Annotated in this window: 16 protein-coding genes; 3 read left to right on the forward strand and 13 right to left on the reverse strand. The window is 40.1% G+C overall.

Annotation, left to right across the window (positions count from 1 at the left end):
• Nucleotides 1–66: 66 nt before the first annotated feature.
• The 5 genes from cysI to cobA are packed head-to-tail and all read right to left on the reverse strand — an operon-like array spanning nucleotide 67 to nucleotide 5,320.
• Nucleotides 67–1,782: an assimilatory sulfite reductase (NADPH) hemoprotein subunit gene (cysI, locus tag C9J36_RS13170; protein ID WP_066169395.1), complete on the reverse strand. Its 1,716-nt coding sequence runs from the start codon at nucleotides 1,780–1,782 to the stop codon at nucleotides 67–69.
• A 20-nt stretch (nucleotides 1,783–1,802) separates the two neighbouring features.
• On the reverse strand, nucleotides 1,803–3,593 hold the full coding sequence (locus tag C9J36_RS13175; RefSeq protein ID WP_066169397.1) for an assimilatory sulfite reductase (NADPH) flavoprotein subunit: 1,791 nt from the start codon (nucleotides 3,591–3,593) through the stop codon (nucleotides 1,803–1,805).
• A gap of 37 nt (nucleotides 3,594–3,630) precedes the next feature.
• Nucleotides 3,631–3,777, reverse strand: coding sequence for a YezD family protein (locus C9J36_RS13180; protein ID WP_066169398.1), 147 nt, complete (start codon nucleotides 3,775–3,777; stop codon nucleotides 3,631–3,633).
• A gap of 13 nt (nucleotides 3,778–3,790) precedes the next feature.
• A complete protein-coding gene (locus C9J36_RS13185) occupies nucleotides 3,791–4,525 on the reverse strand; it encodes a sirohydrochlorin chelatase (RefSeq protein WP_066169400.1) in 735 nt (244 codons plus the stop codon).
• 15 nt (nucleotides 4,526–4,540) lie between these two features.
• Nucleotides 4,541–5,320, reverse strand: coding sequence for a uroporphyrinogen-III C-methyltransferase (gene cobA, locus C9J36_RS13190; protein ID WP_066169402.1), 780 nt, complete (start codon nucleotides 5,318–5,320; stop codon nucleotides 4,541–4,543).
• Between the two features lie 174 nt (nucleotides 5,321–5,494).
• Here cobA and C9J36_RS13195 point away from each other — a divergent pair, with 174 nt between their 5' ends.
• Together C9J36_RS13195 and cysQ are read left to right on the forward strand one after the other, a co-directional pair.
• Nucleotides 5,495–6,382 (forward strand): LysR substrate-binding domain-containing protein, encoded by an 888-nt coding sequence (locus C9J36_RS13195; RefSeq protein WP_066169404.1) that lies wholly within the window; start codon nucleotides 5,495–5,497, stop codon nucleotides 6,380–6,382.
• Nucleotides 6,383–6,397: 15 nt separating this feature from the next.
• Nucleotides 6,398–7,216 carry a 3'(2'),5'-bisphosphate nucleotidase CysQ gene (cysQ, locus tag C9J36_RS13200; protein ID WP_107943410.1) on the forward strand — a complete coding sequence of 273 codons (819 nt, stop codon included), beginning with the start codon at nucleotides 6,398–6,400 and terminating at the stop codon, nucleotides 7,214–7,216.
• Between the two features lie 40 nt (nucleotides 7,217–7,256).
• Here cysQ and cysC read toward each other — a convergent pair whose 3' ends face one another.
• From cysC to C9J36_RS13240, 8 genes are all read right to left on the reverse strand, one after another.
• Nucleotides 7,257–9,083 carry an adenylyl-sulfate kinase gene (gene cysC / locus C9J36_RS13205; protein WP_066169408.1) on the reverse strand — a complete coding sequence of 609 codons (1,827 nt, stop codon included), beginning with the start codon at nucleotides 9,081–9,083 and terminating at the stop codon, nucleotides 7,257–7,259.
• Nucleotides 9,084–9,983, reverse strand: coding sequence for a sulfate adenylyltransferase subunit CysD (gene cysD / locus C9J36_RS13210; RefSeq protein WP_066169410.1), 900 nt, complete (start codon nucleotides 9,981–9,983; stop codon nucleotides 9,084–9,086).
• Nucleotides 9,984–10,017: 34 nt separating this feature from the next.
• On the reverse strand, nucleotides 10,018–10,722 hold the full coding sequence (locus C9J36_RS13215) for a phosphoadenylyl-sulfate reductase (protein ID WP_107943411.1): 705 nt from the start codon (nucleotides 10,720–10,722) through the stop codon (nucleotides 10,018–10,020).
• Nucleotides 10,723–10,734: 12 nt separating this feature from the next.
• Nucleotides 10,735–11,808: a sulfate/molybdate ABC transporter ATP-binding protein gene (locus C9J36_RS13220; protein WP_107943412.1), complete on the reverse strand. Its 1,074-nt coding sequence runs from the start codon at nucleotides 11,806–11,808 to the stop codon at nucleotides 10,735–10,737.
• Between the two features lies 1 nt (nucleotide 11,809).
• Nucleotides 11,810–12,640: a sulfate ABC transporter permease subunit CysW gene (gene cysW / locus C9J36_RS13225; protein ID WP_066169416.1), complete on the reverse strand. Its 831-nt coding sequence runs from the start codon at nucleotides 12,638–12,640 to the stop codon at nucleotides 11,810–11,812.
• A gap of 11 nt (nucleotides 12,641–12,651) precedes the next feature.
• On the reverse strand, nucleotides 12,652–13,482 hold the full coding sequence (gene cysT / locus C9J36_RS13230; protein ID WP_107943413.1) for a sulfate ABC transporter permease subunit CysT: 831 nt from the start codon (nucleotides 13,480–13,482) through the stop codon (nucleotides 12,652–12,654).
• Between the two features lie 60 nt (nucleotides 13,483–13,542).
• Entirely contained in the window at nucleotides 13,543–14,550 is a 1,008-nt protein-coding gene (locus tag C9J36_RS13235) for a sulfate ABC transporter substrate-binding protein (protein WP_107943414.1), read from the reverse strand.
• 351 nt (nucleotides 14,551–14,901) lie between these two features.
• On the reverse strand, nucleotides 14,902–15,336 hold the full coding sequence (locus C9J36_RS13240) for a GNAT family N-acetyltransferase (RefSeq protein ID WP_107943415.1): 435 nt from the start codon (nucleotides 15,334–15,336) through the stop codon (nucleotides 14,902–14,904).
• Nucleotides 15,337–15,457: 121 nt separating this feature from the next.
• Here C9J36_RS13240 and C9J36_RS13245 point away from each other — a divergent pair, with 121 nt between their 5' ends.
• Complete coding sequence (locus C9J36_RS13245) at nucleotides 15,458–16,390, forward strand: bile acid:sodium symporter family protein (RefSeq protein WP_107943416.1); 933 nt, start codon at nucleotides 15,458–15,460, stop codon at nucleotides 16,388–16,390.
• Nucleotides 16,391–16,696 lie beyond the last annotated feature (306 nt).

Raw genomic sequence — 16,696 nt, forward strand, 5'->3', positions numbered from 1 at the left:
CAACAATAGTAACGTATTTAGTATCATTTTTGCACTATAAAATTGCCGCGTTATTTTGCCTTTTCATTAATGGAATTGACGGCCATCTGTTACTGCCTCTACATAGCCTTGGCGAATCACAAAATCGCCAAAATGCTCCTGTTCCTCACGCTCTTTTGCATATCGCTCCAATATTGGTCGCAATGTGGATAAGATCTCCTCTTCGCCTATATTCTCTCGATAAATTTTATTTAAGCGTTGACCGGTAAAATCGCCTCCTAAATATAAATTATATTTACCTGGCCCTTTTCCGATAAAACCGATTTCTCCCATTGCAGCTCTTGAACAACCATTTGGACAGCCCGACATTCTAATGCCTATTTCCGTTTCAAGTAAACCGAACTCCTCTAATATGCCATCAATTTTTGTTATTAATGTTGGTAAATAACGTTCTGCCTCCGCCATTGCTAAACCGCATGTTGGCAACGACACGCAAGCAATTGAATTGCGACGAAGAGCTGAATAATGAGCACCGTCTGTAATTTTATATTTATTCAATAAAGCATCAATTATTCGCTTTTTTTGAGGTGTTACATCAGCGATAAGCAGATTTTGATTTGGAGTTAAGCGGAATAAACCAGTATGCACTTTAGCAATCTCTCGTAGTCCCGTCATTAACTGATAGTCTTCAAAATCACGAACGCGCCCATTTTGGATAAATAGCGTAAAATGCCATTTTCCGTTTTCCCCTTTAATCCATCCATATTCATCTCCTGTGCGCTTAAATGTATATGGACGGATATCACCGAGCTTCCAGCCTAAGCGTTGATGAAGCTCCTCCTTAAACCAATCTAGCCCGCGCGCATCAATTGTATATTTAAAACGAGCATTTTTACGCACCGAGCGGTTTCCGTAATCGCGTTGAATCGTCAAAATTTTCTCTGCTGTTTCTAGTAAACGCTCTTTCGGAATATAGCCAACTAATCGTCCTAGTTGCGGATAAGTAGCTGTATCGCCATGTGTCATCCCCATACCACCACCGACAGCGACATTAAAGCCGATTAACTGATTGTTTTCTACAATAGCAATAAAGCCGATATCTTGTGAAAAAACATCAATATCATTACTTGGAGGGATGGCAATACCGATTTTAAATTTACGCGGTAAATAAAGTGCGCCGTACACTGGCTCTACTTCTTTTTCTTGCCCGTCATAAACCTTTTCACCATCTAGCCATAGCTCGTGGTAGGCATTTGTTTTCGGCAATAGATGCTCACTTAATTTAGCAGACCATGTATACACTTCCTCATGTAGCTGTGATTGATTCGGGTTGACATTACACATCACATTACGATTAACATCACCACATGCCGCAATACAGTCTAATAATGCCTCATGAATTTCCTGCATATAGTTTTTCATATTCCATTTTAAAATGCCATGTACTTGAAAAGCCTGTCGTGTCGTCAGCTTTAATGAACCATTGCCATATTTTCTGCCCATCTCATCCATTATAAGCCATTGTGCTGGTGTCGCAGCTCCTCCCGGTGTACGCACACGTGCCATAAATTGATAGGCTGGCTCGAGCTTCTGCTTCTGACGCTCATTGCGTACATCACGGTCATCCTGCAAATAGCTACCATGAAATTTCATTAAACGATTATCATCATCTGGAATACCTGAGCTTAAAGGATTTTGCATTGTCGCTTCCAATGTGCCGCGCAAATAATTACTTTCACTCTTTATACGCTCCACATCACTTGGCTTACCAGGCTGTGGCGGTAATACTATTTTCTCAGTCATTATTTCAACCTCATTTCCTTTTAATAAACATCTCGTTGATAGCGCTGCTGTTGCTTTAGCTCGTTTACATACTGTACTGCCTGCTCAGCCGTTTTACCGCCCTGTTCAGCAATAATTGCATGAATCGTTTGGTCAACATCTGCTGCCATTGTCTTTTCATCACCACATACATAAATAACAGCGCCTTGCTCAATCCACTCAAATAGCTCCTTCGCATGCTCCTGTAAACGATGCTGCACATAAATTTTCCTATCACTATCACGTGAAAATGCTGCTGTTAAATTAGTTAATGCCTGTTCCTGTAGCCAGCGCTGCCAATCTGTTTGGTATAAGAAATCTGTAACAAAATGCTGCTCACCGAAAAACAGCCATGCCTTGCCCTGTGCCTCACGCGTTGCACGCTCCTCTATAAATGAGCGAAACGGTGCAATTCCTGTACCAGCACCAATCATAATAATCGGTGTTGCATCATTCTGTGGCAGTTTAAAATTCGGATTGGAATGGATATAGATAGGTAGCTTTTGACCAACCTCAACGCGCTCTGCAATCTGACCTGAGCATACGCCAAGACGCTTACGCTCATCCTTGTCATAGCTTACTTTCCCAATTGTCAAATGTACTTCCTCTTCATTGGCTGCTTGACTAGAGGCAATGGAATATAAACGTGCTGGAATTTTGCGGAGCAGCTCAATAAATTGCTGTGCATTCCATGAAAACGGCCCGAAGCTTTGTACAACGTCTAATAAATCACGTCCATACACATAATCCTTCCATTTATCATCTTGCACAAGCGCTGCAAAATCTCGATTTAGCGTATAGTTTTGAATTTTTTGCAGCAATGGCTTTGATAATACAGTAATTTCAAGCTTTTTTTGTAGTGCCTCGGCTAAAGTTATAGATTGCTGTTCAACCGTTACAATCTCAGTTTGCTTGAAGCCAAGTGCTTCGATTAATATTCCGACAAGCTGCTCATCGTTTTCAGGTAAAATACCTATGCTATCTCCAGGTGCATAGGTCAGACCTGACTCTTCTAGAGAAAGTTCGATATGATACGTCGCTTTATTTGAACCACGCCCATTCAAATTAATTTTCTCAAGCACCTCGGCATAAAACGGATTACTTTTTGAATACTTCGAACTCTTAACTTCTTTTGTCTCCGTATTTGCCTGTATTGAAGCAGTTTGTGGACTTGTCGTAATTAGTGCTTTTTTTACATCCTCAATCCACTGTGCTGCTAGGCTGTCATAGTCAAGGTCACAGTCAACCCGAGGTATAATACGCTTCGCACCGAGCTTTTCTAATTGCTCATCAAAGTCAGCACCTGTCTTGCAAAAAAATTCATAGGAGCTGTCACCAAGTGCCAATACGGAAAACTGTGCATGCTCTAAATTCGGCGCTCGCTTACTGTGTAAAAATTCATGCAATTGAATCGCATTGTCTGGTGGCGTTCCCTCACCATGCGTACTTGTGACAATCAATAAATTATTTAGCTTCTTTAACTGATTTGGCTTAAAGGCTGACATCGATTCAATTTTCACATCTACTCCTACCTCTTTTAACTCCGCCCCAAGCTTTTCGGCTAAAGCTTGTGCATTGCCGGTTTGAGAGCCGTATAAAATGGTTGCTGATTGCGGCTCTGCTGCAATCGCTTTTACCTCTTCTGCTACTGCAACGGCTACACCTGTAGCGGGTGCAACGCTTAAATAACCTGTTAGCCAAATTTTTTGGTAGTCATTTAATGTAGGTAATAGCGTATTTAATTGTTTTACTTGCTCCTCATTAAAAGGGCTGTTCAATACTTGTAAAGTCAAGTTTCCCACCTCACGAATTATCATTACGGTTAATTAATTATTTCAAACGAATCTTCTCATTTTTTTCAATTTGAACAACATGTCCGTCCTGAATAATGAGTGTAATTGTTCCAAACTTTATCGTTTCGAGCATTTCTTTAATGCTTTCAAATGTAGCCTCACTATTGCTTTTTTGCTTTGACATAGATGTCCCCTCCTCACACATTCAATAGCTCCCGTACCCGTTCTAGCAGCACTTGACGAACATTTTCGTCGTAGCCTAAGCTAGCACATAAAATAACATGCGAACTATCGACTTGTAGCTCCTTTATATTTTTTTCAATCCCCTTGCTTAACAAACCTGAAAACAATAAATAAGGAACGATGAATAGCTGCTTCGCATCCCTTTTCTTTATCATTTCTAGCGCATCTTGAAAGCTCGGACCTGCTCCGTATAAAAAACAGGAGCTAACGGATTGAAAGTTAAATCTCCGTTGTACAAGCTCACTTATTTCAGACATATTATGCACAACTGCCATATCGCTGCTACCACGTCCGATTAAAAGCACCTCCGCCTCTTGGGAAATCTCCTTTTGCTGCTCCATAATACGTTTATAAATCGTATCAACTAGCTTGTCGTGAATTCCGAATGGTCGACCAATCGTAAAATGTACATGTGGATACATTGAATGCGCCTTTTCTATCTCTGCCGGAATATCCTCCTTTGCGTGCTGCGCTGTTAATAACAATAGTGGAACGATTGCAATCCTCGTCGCACCTCGCTCTACGCAATTTTTTATGCCTTGCACAATGTCTGGCTCAACTAGCTCCAAAAATGAAATCTCCTGAATATCTACATTTACTTCATGCTCTATTTGTTTAATAAATTGAATTGCCTCTTCTACACCTTGCCTCACTCTTGTGCCATGACCGACATATAATATTGCTTGCATTGTATCACCTACTTTTTACACGACGCTTTCTTTCAATAATCCTTGCGCCTCCATTTTTTGTTCAAACCATTGAATTTTTTCCCTTAGTGAGACAACCTCACCTACGATAATAATGCTAGGATTTTTCACTTCGCTCGCCAGCGCGATTTCCTCAATCGTTTCAAGTGTCCCTGTAACGGTTTGCTGTTCCTCGAAAGTTCCCATATGAACGAGTGCAACAGGTGTTGTAGCAGGACGTCCATATTTTAATAGCTGCCCGCAAATATACGGTAAATTGCCTACTCCCATATAAATAGCTAATGTATCTACTCCGTTAGCAAGGCTTTCCCATTTTATTGAATCATCCTTCCCTTCTCTCATATGCCCCGTTACAATAGCGAAGCTGGAACCAAAATCTCGATGTGTCACAGGAATACCTGCATAGGCTGGCGCTGCAATACCTGATGTAATGCCTGGAACAATTTCATATGGAATTTGATGCGCTGCTAGCACCTCTGCCTCCTCCGCACCCCGCCCAAATACAAAGGGGTCTCCCCCCTTTAAACGCGTGACAATCTTGCCTTGCTTTGCATACTGCACAAGCGAATGGTTAATATGCTCCTGTATCATCGCATGACGATTTGGCAACTTACCGCAAAAAATCAACTGCGCACTTGGCTTTGCATAGCTCAGTAGCTCATGATTTATTAAGCGGTCATATAAAATAACATCCGCTTCTTTTATACAACGAAGCCCCTTTAATGTGATAAGCTCCACATCTCCAGGGCCTGCACCAACAATATAAACTTTTCCCACTCCATTCCCCTCCATAACATTACTCAATACCAATAATATCAATGAGCAAACTACATTTTTAAAATAAACAATTCCAATAAGTTTACTTTACTATATGGTCATTGATTGGTAAAATAACAATTAATAATCATCGCTATTAGCAAAAATGATTGAGTGGAAGAGGAGGGGAGTTTGATGAATATTGAGGAGCTACATACTTTTATTAAATTATGTGAAATTAAAAATTTTACGAAAACAGCAGATACATTATGTATGTCACAGCCAACGGTCAGCCTACATATTAAAAATCTAGAAAAAGAATTTCAAACACAGCTTTTTCAACGTTCACCTAAGCTACTTTGCATTACGCCTACTGGAGAAATATTGCTAGAGCGCGCAAAACAGATGATACAGCTTTATGAGCAAACAAAACAGGAGATGTTAGATTATCACCATGCAGTGCAAGGTCATTTGAAAATTGGCGCAAGCTTTACTATTGGTGAATACATTCTGCCTCCATTGCTTGTTGAATTAAAAGAAAAATATCCAGAGCTTTCCTTTCAAATTATTATTGGCAACACGGATGAAATTGTTCAATATGCTAAGCTTTTTCAAGTCGATATTGGCTTAGTAGAAGGCAAAACGAATGAAAAAGAAATAATCGTAGAGCCTTTTAAAGATGATGAATTAGTTATTGTGTCCTCTGTGCAACATCCATTAGCAGCAAAGGAAAAAGTAACAATTGCTGATCTTCAAAATGAGGATTGGATTACACGTGAAATCGGCTCTGGAACTGGTGAATATTTAAAGCATTTTTTGCAGACAAATGAGCTGAAGGTTAAAACCTTACTCTCCATCAGCAGCATACAAGGAATAAAGGAAACGGTTATCAATAATTTAGGTCTTTCCTTGCTATCGAAAAGCGTCATTGAGCGAGATTTGAAAATGGGTGAGATTCATGTAGTACAACTTGAAAACACTCCTTTTTGGCGAACATTTTCTTATATTTATAGCCCCTCAATGAAGGAAAAAAGAAATGTAAAGATATTTATTGAAGAATTGTGCCAGCTTAAAACGTCATAGATTGGAGCGTATTTAATGGAAACTGTTATACGAATTTTAGAGCCTATTCACATCGCATTTAAAGCAGGTCAAGAAATTTTAAAGGTGTATAACACCGAAACAGTAAGTGTCGAATTTAAAGGCGATGAATCTCCTTTAACAATCGCCGATAAAAGGTCACATCATTTAATTGAAACGGAACTTGTGCGCTGCTACCCTCGCATTCCCGTTATTAGTGAGGAAGGGGAAATAGTAGATTATGCGCAGCGCAGCAAGTGGCATACTGCATGGCTAGTCGACCCACTCGATGGTACAAAAGAATTTATTAAACGCAACGGGGAATTTACCGTCAATATTGGACTTATTGAAAATGGCACTCCTGTGCTCGGCATTATTTATTGCCCTGTACAAGATACAATGTATTTTGCATCTAGCGTAATTGGTTCTTATAAATTAATAAATTGCACGCAAAATCTCCAGAAAATTGATACGGAAAATATTTTACTCACCCTTTCTCAAAAGCTACCTATTGCTACAAATAGGGAAGTCTTTGCTATCGCTGTTAGCCGCTCCCATTTTTCAAGTGATACGGAGGACTATATTCAAAAAATGCAGGAGCTGCACCACAATATTGAGCTTGTTACATCTGGTAGCTCCATTAAAATGTGCCTTGTCGCTGAAGGCCGAGTAGACGTCTATCCACGCCTTAGCTACTCAATGGAATGGGATACTGCTGCAGGTGAAGCAATCGTGAAGTATAGCGGTGGTAAAGTGCTAGATTCCACAACTAACGAGCCTTTGCATTATAATAAGGAGCAGCTAAAAAATCCCTTTCATATTGCAACTAAAGCGTAAGAAGCCAAGCTTTCTTACGCTTTAACATTGCTGAATGAAGTTAAGCTAGCACCTTCAATACTTCCTTCACAATATAATCAGTTGCTTCCTCTAAGGAAATATTGCTCGTATCAATTTTAATATGAGGATTTTTTGGTTCCTCGTACGGGCTTGAAATCCCAGTAAAATTAGTGATTTCCTGTGCACGTGCTTTTTGATAAAGCCCTTTGACATCACGTTTTTCGCATACGTCTAGAGGCGTGCTAATGTATATTTCGATATAGGATTGCCCTATTATTTGCTGCGCTTTTCGACGTTCCTGCTCAAAAGGTGAAATAAACGACGTTAATGTAATTAACCCCGCATCGTTCATCAGCTTCGCCACTTCAGCAATGCGACGAATATTTTCAATACGTCCAACCTCATCAAAGCCCAAATCTTTGTTTAATCCTAATCGCACATTATCGCCATCGAGTAGCATCGTGTGGTGACCAAATGCTACAAGGCGCTTTTCCACCTCGTTTGCAAGTGTCGACTTGCCGGAACCGGAAAGACCTGTAAACCATAATGTCAGTGGCTTTTGCCCTTTTTGCTCAGCACGTGCCTCTCGTGTCACATCTGTTTGCTGCCCAAAAATATGCTTCTCTTGTAAGGCAATTTCCTTAATTACACCACATGCCGCAGTCATATTCGTAATTCGGTCAATTAAAATAAAGTTACCTAATGCCTCATTTCTATCAAATGAATCAAAGACAATCTTTTCTGTTAATGCAATATCGCAGGTTGCTAGCTCGTTTTTCGTTATTTTATTCGCCGCTATATGCTGTCCTGTATTAATATCCACTTTGTGATGAATCGCTACGATTGTGCTCGGAATAATTTTTGTTCCTACTTTAATTAAATAGTTTTTCCCTGCTGCAAGCTCCGTATCATCCATCCATAAAATTTGGGCAGTGAATAAATCAGCGACCGCTATTTGTCGGTCTGTCGTTAGTACACAGCCGCGCGAAACATCTACCTCTCTATGCAGTTGAATCGTAACAGGTTGCCCTGCATATGCAGTTTGTACTTCACGGTCCGTTACTAAAATACTTTTAACCTTCACCTTTTCATTACTAGGTAAAGTTGTTATTTCATCACCTACGGCAATTGTCCCTGCCTCAATTTGCCCCTGAAAGCCGCGGAATGTGTGATTCGGTCTACTTACACGCTGAACAGGCATAACAAAATAATTTTGCTGCTCCTCCTGTTGTGTATCTACCTCCTCTAAATATGGTAGTAACGCCAATCCGTCGTACCATGGCGTATTTGCGGATTTTTTCGTAATATTATCTCCATTCGTTGCTGAAACTGGGATTACTTGCACACTTTCAAGACGGAATTCCTCGATAAGTTGTAAAAAATCACTCTTAATTTTAGTAAATCGCACTTCATTAAAGTTAACTAAATCCATCTTGTTTACAGCCAGCACCAGATTTTTTACACCCATTAGTGCACATATACGTGCATGGCGCTTCGTCTGTGTAACGACACCCTTCGTTGCATCTACCAAAATAATAGCGAGGTCTGCAAATGAAGCACCTACAGCCATATTACGTGTATACTCCTCATGCCCCGGTGTATCAGCAACGATAAAGGAGCGATGAGCCGTCGTAAAATAACGATAGGCCACATCAATTGTAATTCCTTGCTCCCTCTCTGCTAAAAGCCCATCTAATAGAAGGGAATAATCAATTTCCCCCCCGCGACTTCCTAGTCGACTATCTAACTCTAATGCTCTTTCTTGGTCAGCGAATAATAGCTTTGCGTCATACAGCATATGACCAATTAACGTCGATTTACCGTCATCGACACTGCCGCATGTAATAAATCTCAATAAACTTTTCATCTAGAAATACCCCTCTCGCTTACGTCTCTCCATACTCCCAACAGCCTCTTGGTCGATAACGCGTGTTGTACGTTCAGATGTAACTGCCCCTAATGTTTCCTCTATAATTTCATCCAAAGTCACTGCATTTGATTCGACCCCACCTGTTAGCGGGTAACAGCCCAATGTACGAAAGCGAACCTTTTTCATGAACACTTCCTCATCTGGCTGTAAACGCATGCGCTCATCATCTACCATGACATAATTGCCTTCACGGTAAATAACGGGTCTTTCCTTTGCAAAATAGAGCGGTACAATATCAATATTTTCCCGATGAATATATTGCCAAATATCCTTCTCTGTCCAATTGGAAATAGGAAAAACGCGTATGCTTTCACCTTTATGAATTCTTGTATTAAACTGCTTCCACATTTCAGGGCGTTGGTTTTTAGGGTCCCATGCATGGTTTTTATTGCGGAATGAAAAGATACGCTCCTTCGCACGAGATTTTTCTTCGTCGCGCCTGCCTCCGCCAAAGGCAGCGGTGAAGCCATATTTATTTAAGCCATCCTTTAAAGCCTGTGTTTTCATAATATCCGTATAGGCTGAGCCGTGGTCGAATGGATTAATGTTTTGTGCAAGCCCTTCCTCATTCGAATGAACAATCATTTCAATGCCTAATTCCTTTGCTCGGCGGTCACGAAACTCTATCATTTCTTTAAACTTCCATGTCGTATCGATATGCATAAATGGAAATGGTGGCTTTTCAGGATAGAAAGCCTTCATTGCTAAATGCAGCATGACAGAGCTATCCTTTCCAATTGAATAGAGCATAACAGGATTTTCACATTCTGCTGCCACTTCTCTAATAATATAAATTGCTTCTGCCTCCAATTGGTCGAGGTGAGTAAGTTCCTTCATTTGCGCTTCTCCTTTTCATTAAAATGACTACATCTCACTGGCTATGAAGCCCACATTCAGTTTTCCCTTGCCCCTGCCATCTGCCCGAACGTAAATCGTCTAACGTAAAGGCTGGCTTTGTACAATGCGAACAGCCGATACTTGGATAGCCTTGGTCGTGCAACACATTATAGGTAAGCTCATGCTTTGATACATAGCGCCACACATCCTTCCACGTCCAATGAATGAGCGGGCAAATTTTTACCGACTTAAATCTATTATCCTTATTGATAAACTCGACATTTTTGCGTGTTTTAGACTGCTCACGGCGCAAGCCAGAAATCCATGCTTTCGCACCTGATAGTACCTCGTTTAATGGCTCTAGTTTTCGAATATTACAGCACTGGTTTGGATTCGTTTCCCACAGCTTATCACCAAACTGCTGTGCTTGGTGCTCCAATGTGAGCGCAGGTTTTTTTAGTACGATATGAAGCTTTGGATATTTCTCACGTACACGCTCAATCGTTTCATATGTTTCCTTAAAATGTACATCTGTGTCTAAAAAGACAATTTGCGCATCTGGTTGTACCTTAGCAATTAAATCAATGAGAACAATCCCCTCAATACCAAAGCTACACGCATAGACAATCTCTTTTCCATACTCCCCATAGCTCCACTTAATGACCTCTAAAGCACCTTTATATTGCTCATCAATTGCAAACTCAATATTGGGGTTTTCCCATTTACTATATGTTAACAAGCTGCCCCCTCCTTAAATGATGAAATCTTCCGGGATAAATACTTTCATTTCCTTTGGGCTGACATAGACAATTTCCCCCACTTTTAAATCTAGTTGTAGAAATTCTTCTTTACTCAGCTCCACTTCAACATAGGCATCGCTATCCTCACGTTTCATCTCAATATGCCAAGTTGGTCCAATTGAATGCATAAAGGTAATTTTTGCTGCGATTTCATCCTCACTTAGCCTTACGCGCTCCACCTTTAAATGATGTGGTCGCACATAGCCTACTGCATCGGTATCGTCTTTATCGAAGTAGTCTGACGCATCAAGCTGAACGCTTCCAAATTTTAATTTCCCTTGCTGCAATCGACCGTGAAATAAATTGACATTGCCTAAAAAATCATATACAAACGGGCTTACTGGCTTATCATAAACTTCGGAAGGTGTTCCTACCTGCTCAATCTTCCCCTTATTCATAATGACAATGCGGTCTGCAACATCAAGCGCTTCTTCTTGGTCATGTGTTACAAATACACTTGTAATATGCATTTCATTATGCAATTTACGCAACCAGCGACGCAATTCCTTGCGAACCTTCGCATCAAGCGCCCCAAATGGCTCATCTAGTAGTAGCATTTTTGGCTCTACCGCTAATGCTCTCGCTAGTGCAACACGTTGACGTTGCCCACCTGATAGCTGTGACGGATAGCGCTGTGCAAAGCCACTTAGCTTCACTAGCTCTAAAAGCTCATGCACCTTTTGCTCGACCGCCTTTTTAGATGGTCGTAAGCTTTTCTTTCGAATCGTTAAACCAAATGCCACATTATCAAATACTGTCATATGCTTAAAGAGCGCATAATGTTGAAAGACGAAGCCGACATCTCGCTGATTGACATGTACTGTACTTAAATCTGTTCCATCAAATGAAATGCTTCCTTCCTCAATTGACTCCAACCCTGCAATCATTCGTAAAAGCGTTGTTTTACCTGAACCAGATGGTCCTAAAAGTGCAACGAGCTCCCCCTTTGAAATCGTTAAATTAATCTCTTTTAATGCTTGAAATGAGCCATAATGCTTTGTTACACCATGTATTTCAATAGACATCCTATTCACCTACTTGTTGTTTCTCTGACTTATATTCAATAAACGTTTTAATCATTAACGTCACTAAAGCCAATAGCGACATGAGCGATGCTACAGCAAAGGCAGCAGAAAACTGATATTCGTTATATAAAATCTCTACGTGTAGGGGCATCGTGTTTGTCATTCCCCGAATCCTTCCTGACACGACCGACACAGCGCCAAACTCACCAATCGCCCTTGCGCTACATAAAATCATCCCATACAATAAGCTCCACTTAATCGTTGGCAATGTGACACGGATAAACATTTTCCAGCCACTTGCCCCAAGGGAGATAGCTGCCTCCTCCTCTGCCCTTCCTTGTGCCTGCATAATTGGAATGAGCTCCCGCGCAATAAATGGCATTGTCACAAACATCGTTACAATAACGATTCCCGGTACGGAAAAAATAACTTTGACACCAAAATCCATTAACAGCGAACCTAAAGCGCTTCTCGGGCTAAACAGTAAGATAAAAATAAGCCCCGCAATGACTGGTGAGATGGCAAACGGTAATTCGATTAAGGATAATAATAGCTGCTTGCCTTTAAAATGAAATTTCGTAATACACCATGCTGCCGCCACCCCGAAAATCGTATTCAATGGAACCGTTATGATAGCAACAAGTAATGTTAACTTAATAGCGGATAAAGCATCACTCTCTGTAATGGCTGCAAAATAAACTGCTGCGCCCTGCTCAAATGCTTTGACAAAAATGAATGCGAGCGGCACAAGTAGAAACAATGCTAAATATAAAAGCATTAATGTGATTAATACTCTTCTAATCACACTTTTTTGCTCTTTCGTATGCTTCACTTTGTTCCCTCCTACTCCTCTTGTAATACATGCTTTTGACTCCACTTTTGCAGTAAATTAATAAAAACTAAACAAATAAACGAAATAATCAACATGACAACCGCAATTGCTGTCGCTCCAGCATAATCAAACTGCTCCAGCTTCGTCATAATCATCAGTGGCGCAATTTCCGTTTTCATCGGCATATTGCCTGCGATAAAAACCACAGACCCATATTCCCCAAGCCCCCTTGCAAATGCAAGAGAAAATCCTGCTAATAAAGCTGGTAATATTTCAGGGAAGATAATTTTTCTAAAAATTTGCCCCTTCCTCGCCCCTAAGCTAGATGCAGCCTCCTCGACCTCACGCTCAAAGCTTTCAAGCACAGGCTGAACCATTCGAACAACGAACGGTAAGCCGATGAATATAAGCGCCAATGTAATGCCAATAGGGGTAAACGATATTTTAACCCCTATGACACTAAACCATTGACCAATCCAGCCATCCTGCGCATATAAAGTAGTTAATGTAATACCTGCAACCGCTGTCGGCAAAGCAAAGGGCAAATCAATAAGCCCATCGATTAATCGTTTTCCGGGGAAGCTGTAGCGAACGAGCACCCATGCAATCAATAAGCCAAATACACCGTTAAAAAGAGCTGCCACAAAGGCTGTAATAAACGACACTTTATAGGCATGAACAACGCGCTCACTCGTCACAACTTTCCAAAAATCTACTAAGCCAAGTTTAGACGATTCGATAAATATCATAGATAATGGGATTAAAATAAATAAGCTTAAATACAGCATTGTAATACCCATTGATAAGCCGAAGCCTGGCAATACATTTTTCCTTTTTCTCATTATCTAAACCACCTTCTAGAAATCTTCCTGTTGTGCAAACGTAATGATATAGGCTGCAAATTACTCATAAATGGAATCAAAAACGCCGCCATCGCTGAAATGAGTTTCCTGCGCCTCTTTCCAGCTACCAAATTTTTCGTCAATCGTGAATAATTTGATGCTAGGGAATTGACTATCATACTTTTCAGCGATTTCCTCTGTTCTTGGACGATAATAGTTCTTAGCTGCGATTTCTTGCCCAATATCTGTATACAAAAACTTCAAATAAGCTTCAGCAATCTCTCGTGTCCCTTTTCTATCCACATTCTTATCCACTACAGCTACAGACGGCTCTGCTAAAATGCTAATAGAGGGCGCTACAATTTCAAATTCAGCCTTTTTCAACTCGTTTAATGCGAGGAGTGCTTCATTTTCCCAAGTAATTAATACGTCCCCAATACCCTTCTCTACAAATGTTGTTGTCGAGCCTCGTGCACCAGAGTCAAGCACTTCTACATTTTTATAAATACTAGAAACAAAATCTTTCGCTTTCGCATTATTGCCTTCAAAATTTTCTAGAGCATATCCCCAAGCAGCTAAGTAATTCCAACGAGCTCCGCCAGATGCCTTCGGATTAGGTGTAATAACTGAAACATCAGCCTTTGCTAAATCATCCCAATCCTTAATACCTTTTGGATTACCCTCCCGTACTAAAAATACAATTGTAGATGTATACGGTGCAGAGTTATGCTCTAAGCGATTAAGCCAGCCCTCAGCAATCAATTGTTGCTCCGCAATCGCATCGACATCGTAGGCTAAAGCAAGCGTTACTACATCCGCATCCAATCCATCAATAACGGAGCGTGCTTGGCTTCCCGAGCCGCCATGCGATTGTTTAATCACCACTTCCTGCCCTTTCTCCACCTGCCAATATGCAGCAAACTCCTTATTAAATTCCTCATACAATTCGCGTGTTGGATCATATGAAGTATTTAAAATTTCAACTTTCCCCCCTGTTGCTGCCTCCTTACTAGCACAAGCAGCTAATAAAAGGAAAGTGGAAAAAAGTATTATTAGACGAGTTCTCATGAAAACATTCTCCTTTTCTAACTATTTATTGATATCCCCTGAAAATAGCTACTTTCACACCTAGCCACTCCAAATGCTTTTTCATCTTGAAGCAAAAAGGCCACTCCATAGAAAAGAAATACTTCTTTCCTAAAGAGTGGCCTCTAGTTTGTCTAGTGAGCTACTGCAATATGTTGCGCTTTTGCTTTGCTGCAAAAGCATTTTTAGATTCGATTTTTAAAAACCAACTAATCTTATAGAATTAATTTAACATGAAAAAACAAAATGTCAATACAATTTTTAGGTTTTCTTCAAAAATAGTGGAGGCATCCATAAAGTGGGCTAAAGCACTGCTTTTCAGACATTTCCTTGCTAGAATAGCGACTTTTCAAAAATAATTTTATGTCTGCCTTTTGCGTCAACAAACGTCGAGATAATATCAAAATCGTGCTTAATATTTGTTATCAGCATCGCCTTGCGATTATTGCGCCCATATGTACGAACTTTTTGAAAGCCGCGTTTTTGTACTTCCTCATGCTGTCGTATCATTAATTTACTAGCAATACCTCGCCCCCGCTGACCTTCATGCACACCACCTAACCAGCTATAAAAGACTCGGTCCGGATGGATATAACCGAGTTTAAAGCCAATCATTTGGGCATCTTCCATCATAAATAAGCACAATAATCCTTCCTTACCTTCCAATTTCGCTAACGGCAACTCGGCTCCTTCAAAAACATGGGCATGAAGCGTCTGTAATTGCTTTAAATATTTATATGGTACACCTTCAATGATTTCAATCTGCATATGCTTCACCTCTATTTTCATCTTAAAAACAACTATGCTACAATAAAGTGAATATTCAATCAGTAGGGTTTTTACGGGCAGTTGATGCGGGATAAATCTAAATTTAAAGAAGGTCTTATTTGTGCTAGAAAAATTAAATATATTTCTTCAACGCTATATCGCTATTTTAACACCACTTAGCCTAGTAATTGGTGTATTGCTTGAAAATATTTTACATCATCTACTTTTTCTTGTTGTTTGGCTTTTTGCTTTTATGACGTTTGCAGGTAGTTTACGAATGAAATATAAAGATTTCACCATTTTCATAAAACACCCTGTTGTCATCCTAACATCCATTGCTTTTTTACATATTTTGATGCCATTATGGGCTTATTTTTTATCGTCAACTTTATTTGACGACCATTTATTAATTATTGGCTTTGTATTGTCTGTCGCAGTGCCCACAGGTGTCACAAGCATGATTTGGATTACTATTTGCAAAGGCAATGTCCCTTTAGGCTTATCAATTGTTCTTATTGATACATTGCTTGCACCTATTATTATGCCATTCTTATTATTCGCCGTATCGGGAGAAAAAGTGGAGCTCCAGTTATCATCATTAATGACGAGCCTATCCTTTATGATTGTGCTTCCGACAGTGCTCGGTATTATAGTAAACGAGCTATCAAAAGGACAAATTCCGCGAAAAATATCAGGTAAATTAGCACCTTTTACTAAGCTCGCTTTATTTGCAGTAATTATGATTAATAGCAGCACGATTGCCCCTTATTTAAAAAATATCAATATGGAACTAGCTCTTGTGATAAGCTTGGTGCTAATTATCGCTATATGTGGCTATATTTTCACACTGCTTATCGGGCGTTATTTTTTAAAAAACAGTGAGCAAATAACGACCTTCGTCTTTACAGGCGGCATGCGCAATATTTCTTTAGGTGTCGTGATTGCAACAACTTACTTCCCAGCTAAAGTAGCAATGCCTGTTGTATTCGGCATGCTATTTCAGCAAGTTTTAGCATCTGTTGTAAGTAAAATTGTTCCTAAGCCTTCCTCATAATACTTCAAAAGGAGTTGTCCGAAAAGTCCATTTTGTTTTTCCACCACATTGAAATCAATGTTTTCATCGCTTTCCTTTTACTGAAGGATAACGCTGCTAAAGCCCATGTTCATTCCATTTTTAAAAGAGGCGTTCTCTGCTTATCCCGTATTAACAGGCTGTAATACCCCCACTTCAAAACAGCAGATAAAAACAAGATGTTTAAGTGGGGGATCAAACAGCCTGTAAAAACCCGAATGGTGAAACTACCAATCAGTGGGGGTGTGCGAAGCCCCCACTGATTGAAGGTTCACTTTATATGAATCA

The organism is Metasolibacillus fluoroglycofenilyticus (assembly GCF_003049645.1).
Taxonomy (GTDB): domain Bacteria; phylum Bacillota; class Bacilli; order Bacillales_A; family Planococcaceae; genus Metasolibacillus; species Metasolibacillus fluoroglycofenilyticus.

Excerpts from the sequence above, each read along its gene's own strand:
- cysI (WP_066169395.1), bottom strand. The coding sequence starts at position 1,782 with ATGACTGAGAAAATAGTATTACCGCCACAGCCTGGTAAGCCAAGTGAT.
- C9J36_RS13180 (WP_066169398.1), bottom strand. The coding sequence starts at position 3,777 with ATGTCAAAGCAAAAAAGCAATAGTGAGGCTACATTTGAAAGCATTAAA.
- C9J36_RS13185 (WP_066169400.1), bottom strand. The coding sequence starts at position 4,525 with ATGCAAGCAATATTATATGTCGGTCATGGCACAAGAGTGAGGCAAGGT.
- C9J36_RS13195 (WP_066169404.1), top strand. The coding sequence starts at position 5,495 with ATGAATATTGAGGAGCTACATACTTTTATTAAATTATGTGAAATTAAA.
- cysQ (WP_107943410.1), top strand. The coding sequence starts at position 6,398 with ATGGAAACTGTTATACGAATTTTAGAGCCTATTCACATCGCATTTAAA.
- cysC (WP_066169408.1), bottom strand. The coding sequence starts at position 9,083 with ATGAAAAGTTTATTGAGATTTATTACATGCGGCAGTGTCGATGACGGT.
- cysD (WP_066169410.1), bottom strand. The coding sequence starts at position 9,983 with ATGAAGGAACTTACTCACCTCGACCAATTGGAGGCAGAAGCAATTTAT.
- C9J36_RS13220 (WP_107943412.1), bottom strand. The coding sequence starts at position 11,808 with ATGTCTATTGAAATACATGGTGTAACAAAGCATTATGGCTCATTTCAA.
- cysT (WP_107943413.1), bottom strand. The coding sequence starts at position 13,482 with ATGAGAAAAAGGAAAAATGTATTGCCAGGCTTCGGCTTATCAATGGGT.
- C9J36_RS13235 (WP_107943414.1), bottom strand. The coding sequence starts at position 14,550 with ATGAGAACTCGTCTAATAATACTTTTTTCCACTTTCCTTTTATTAGCT.
- C9J36_RS13240 (WP_107943415.1), bottom strand. The coding sequence starts at position 15,336 with ATGCAGATTGAAATCATTGAAGGTGTACCATATAAATATTTAAAGCAA.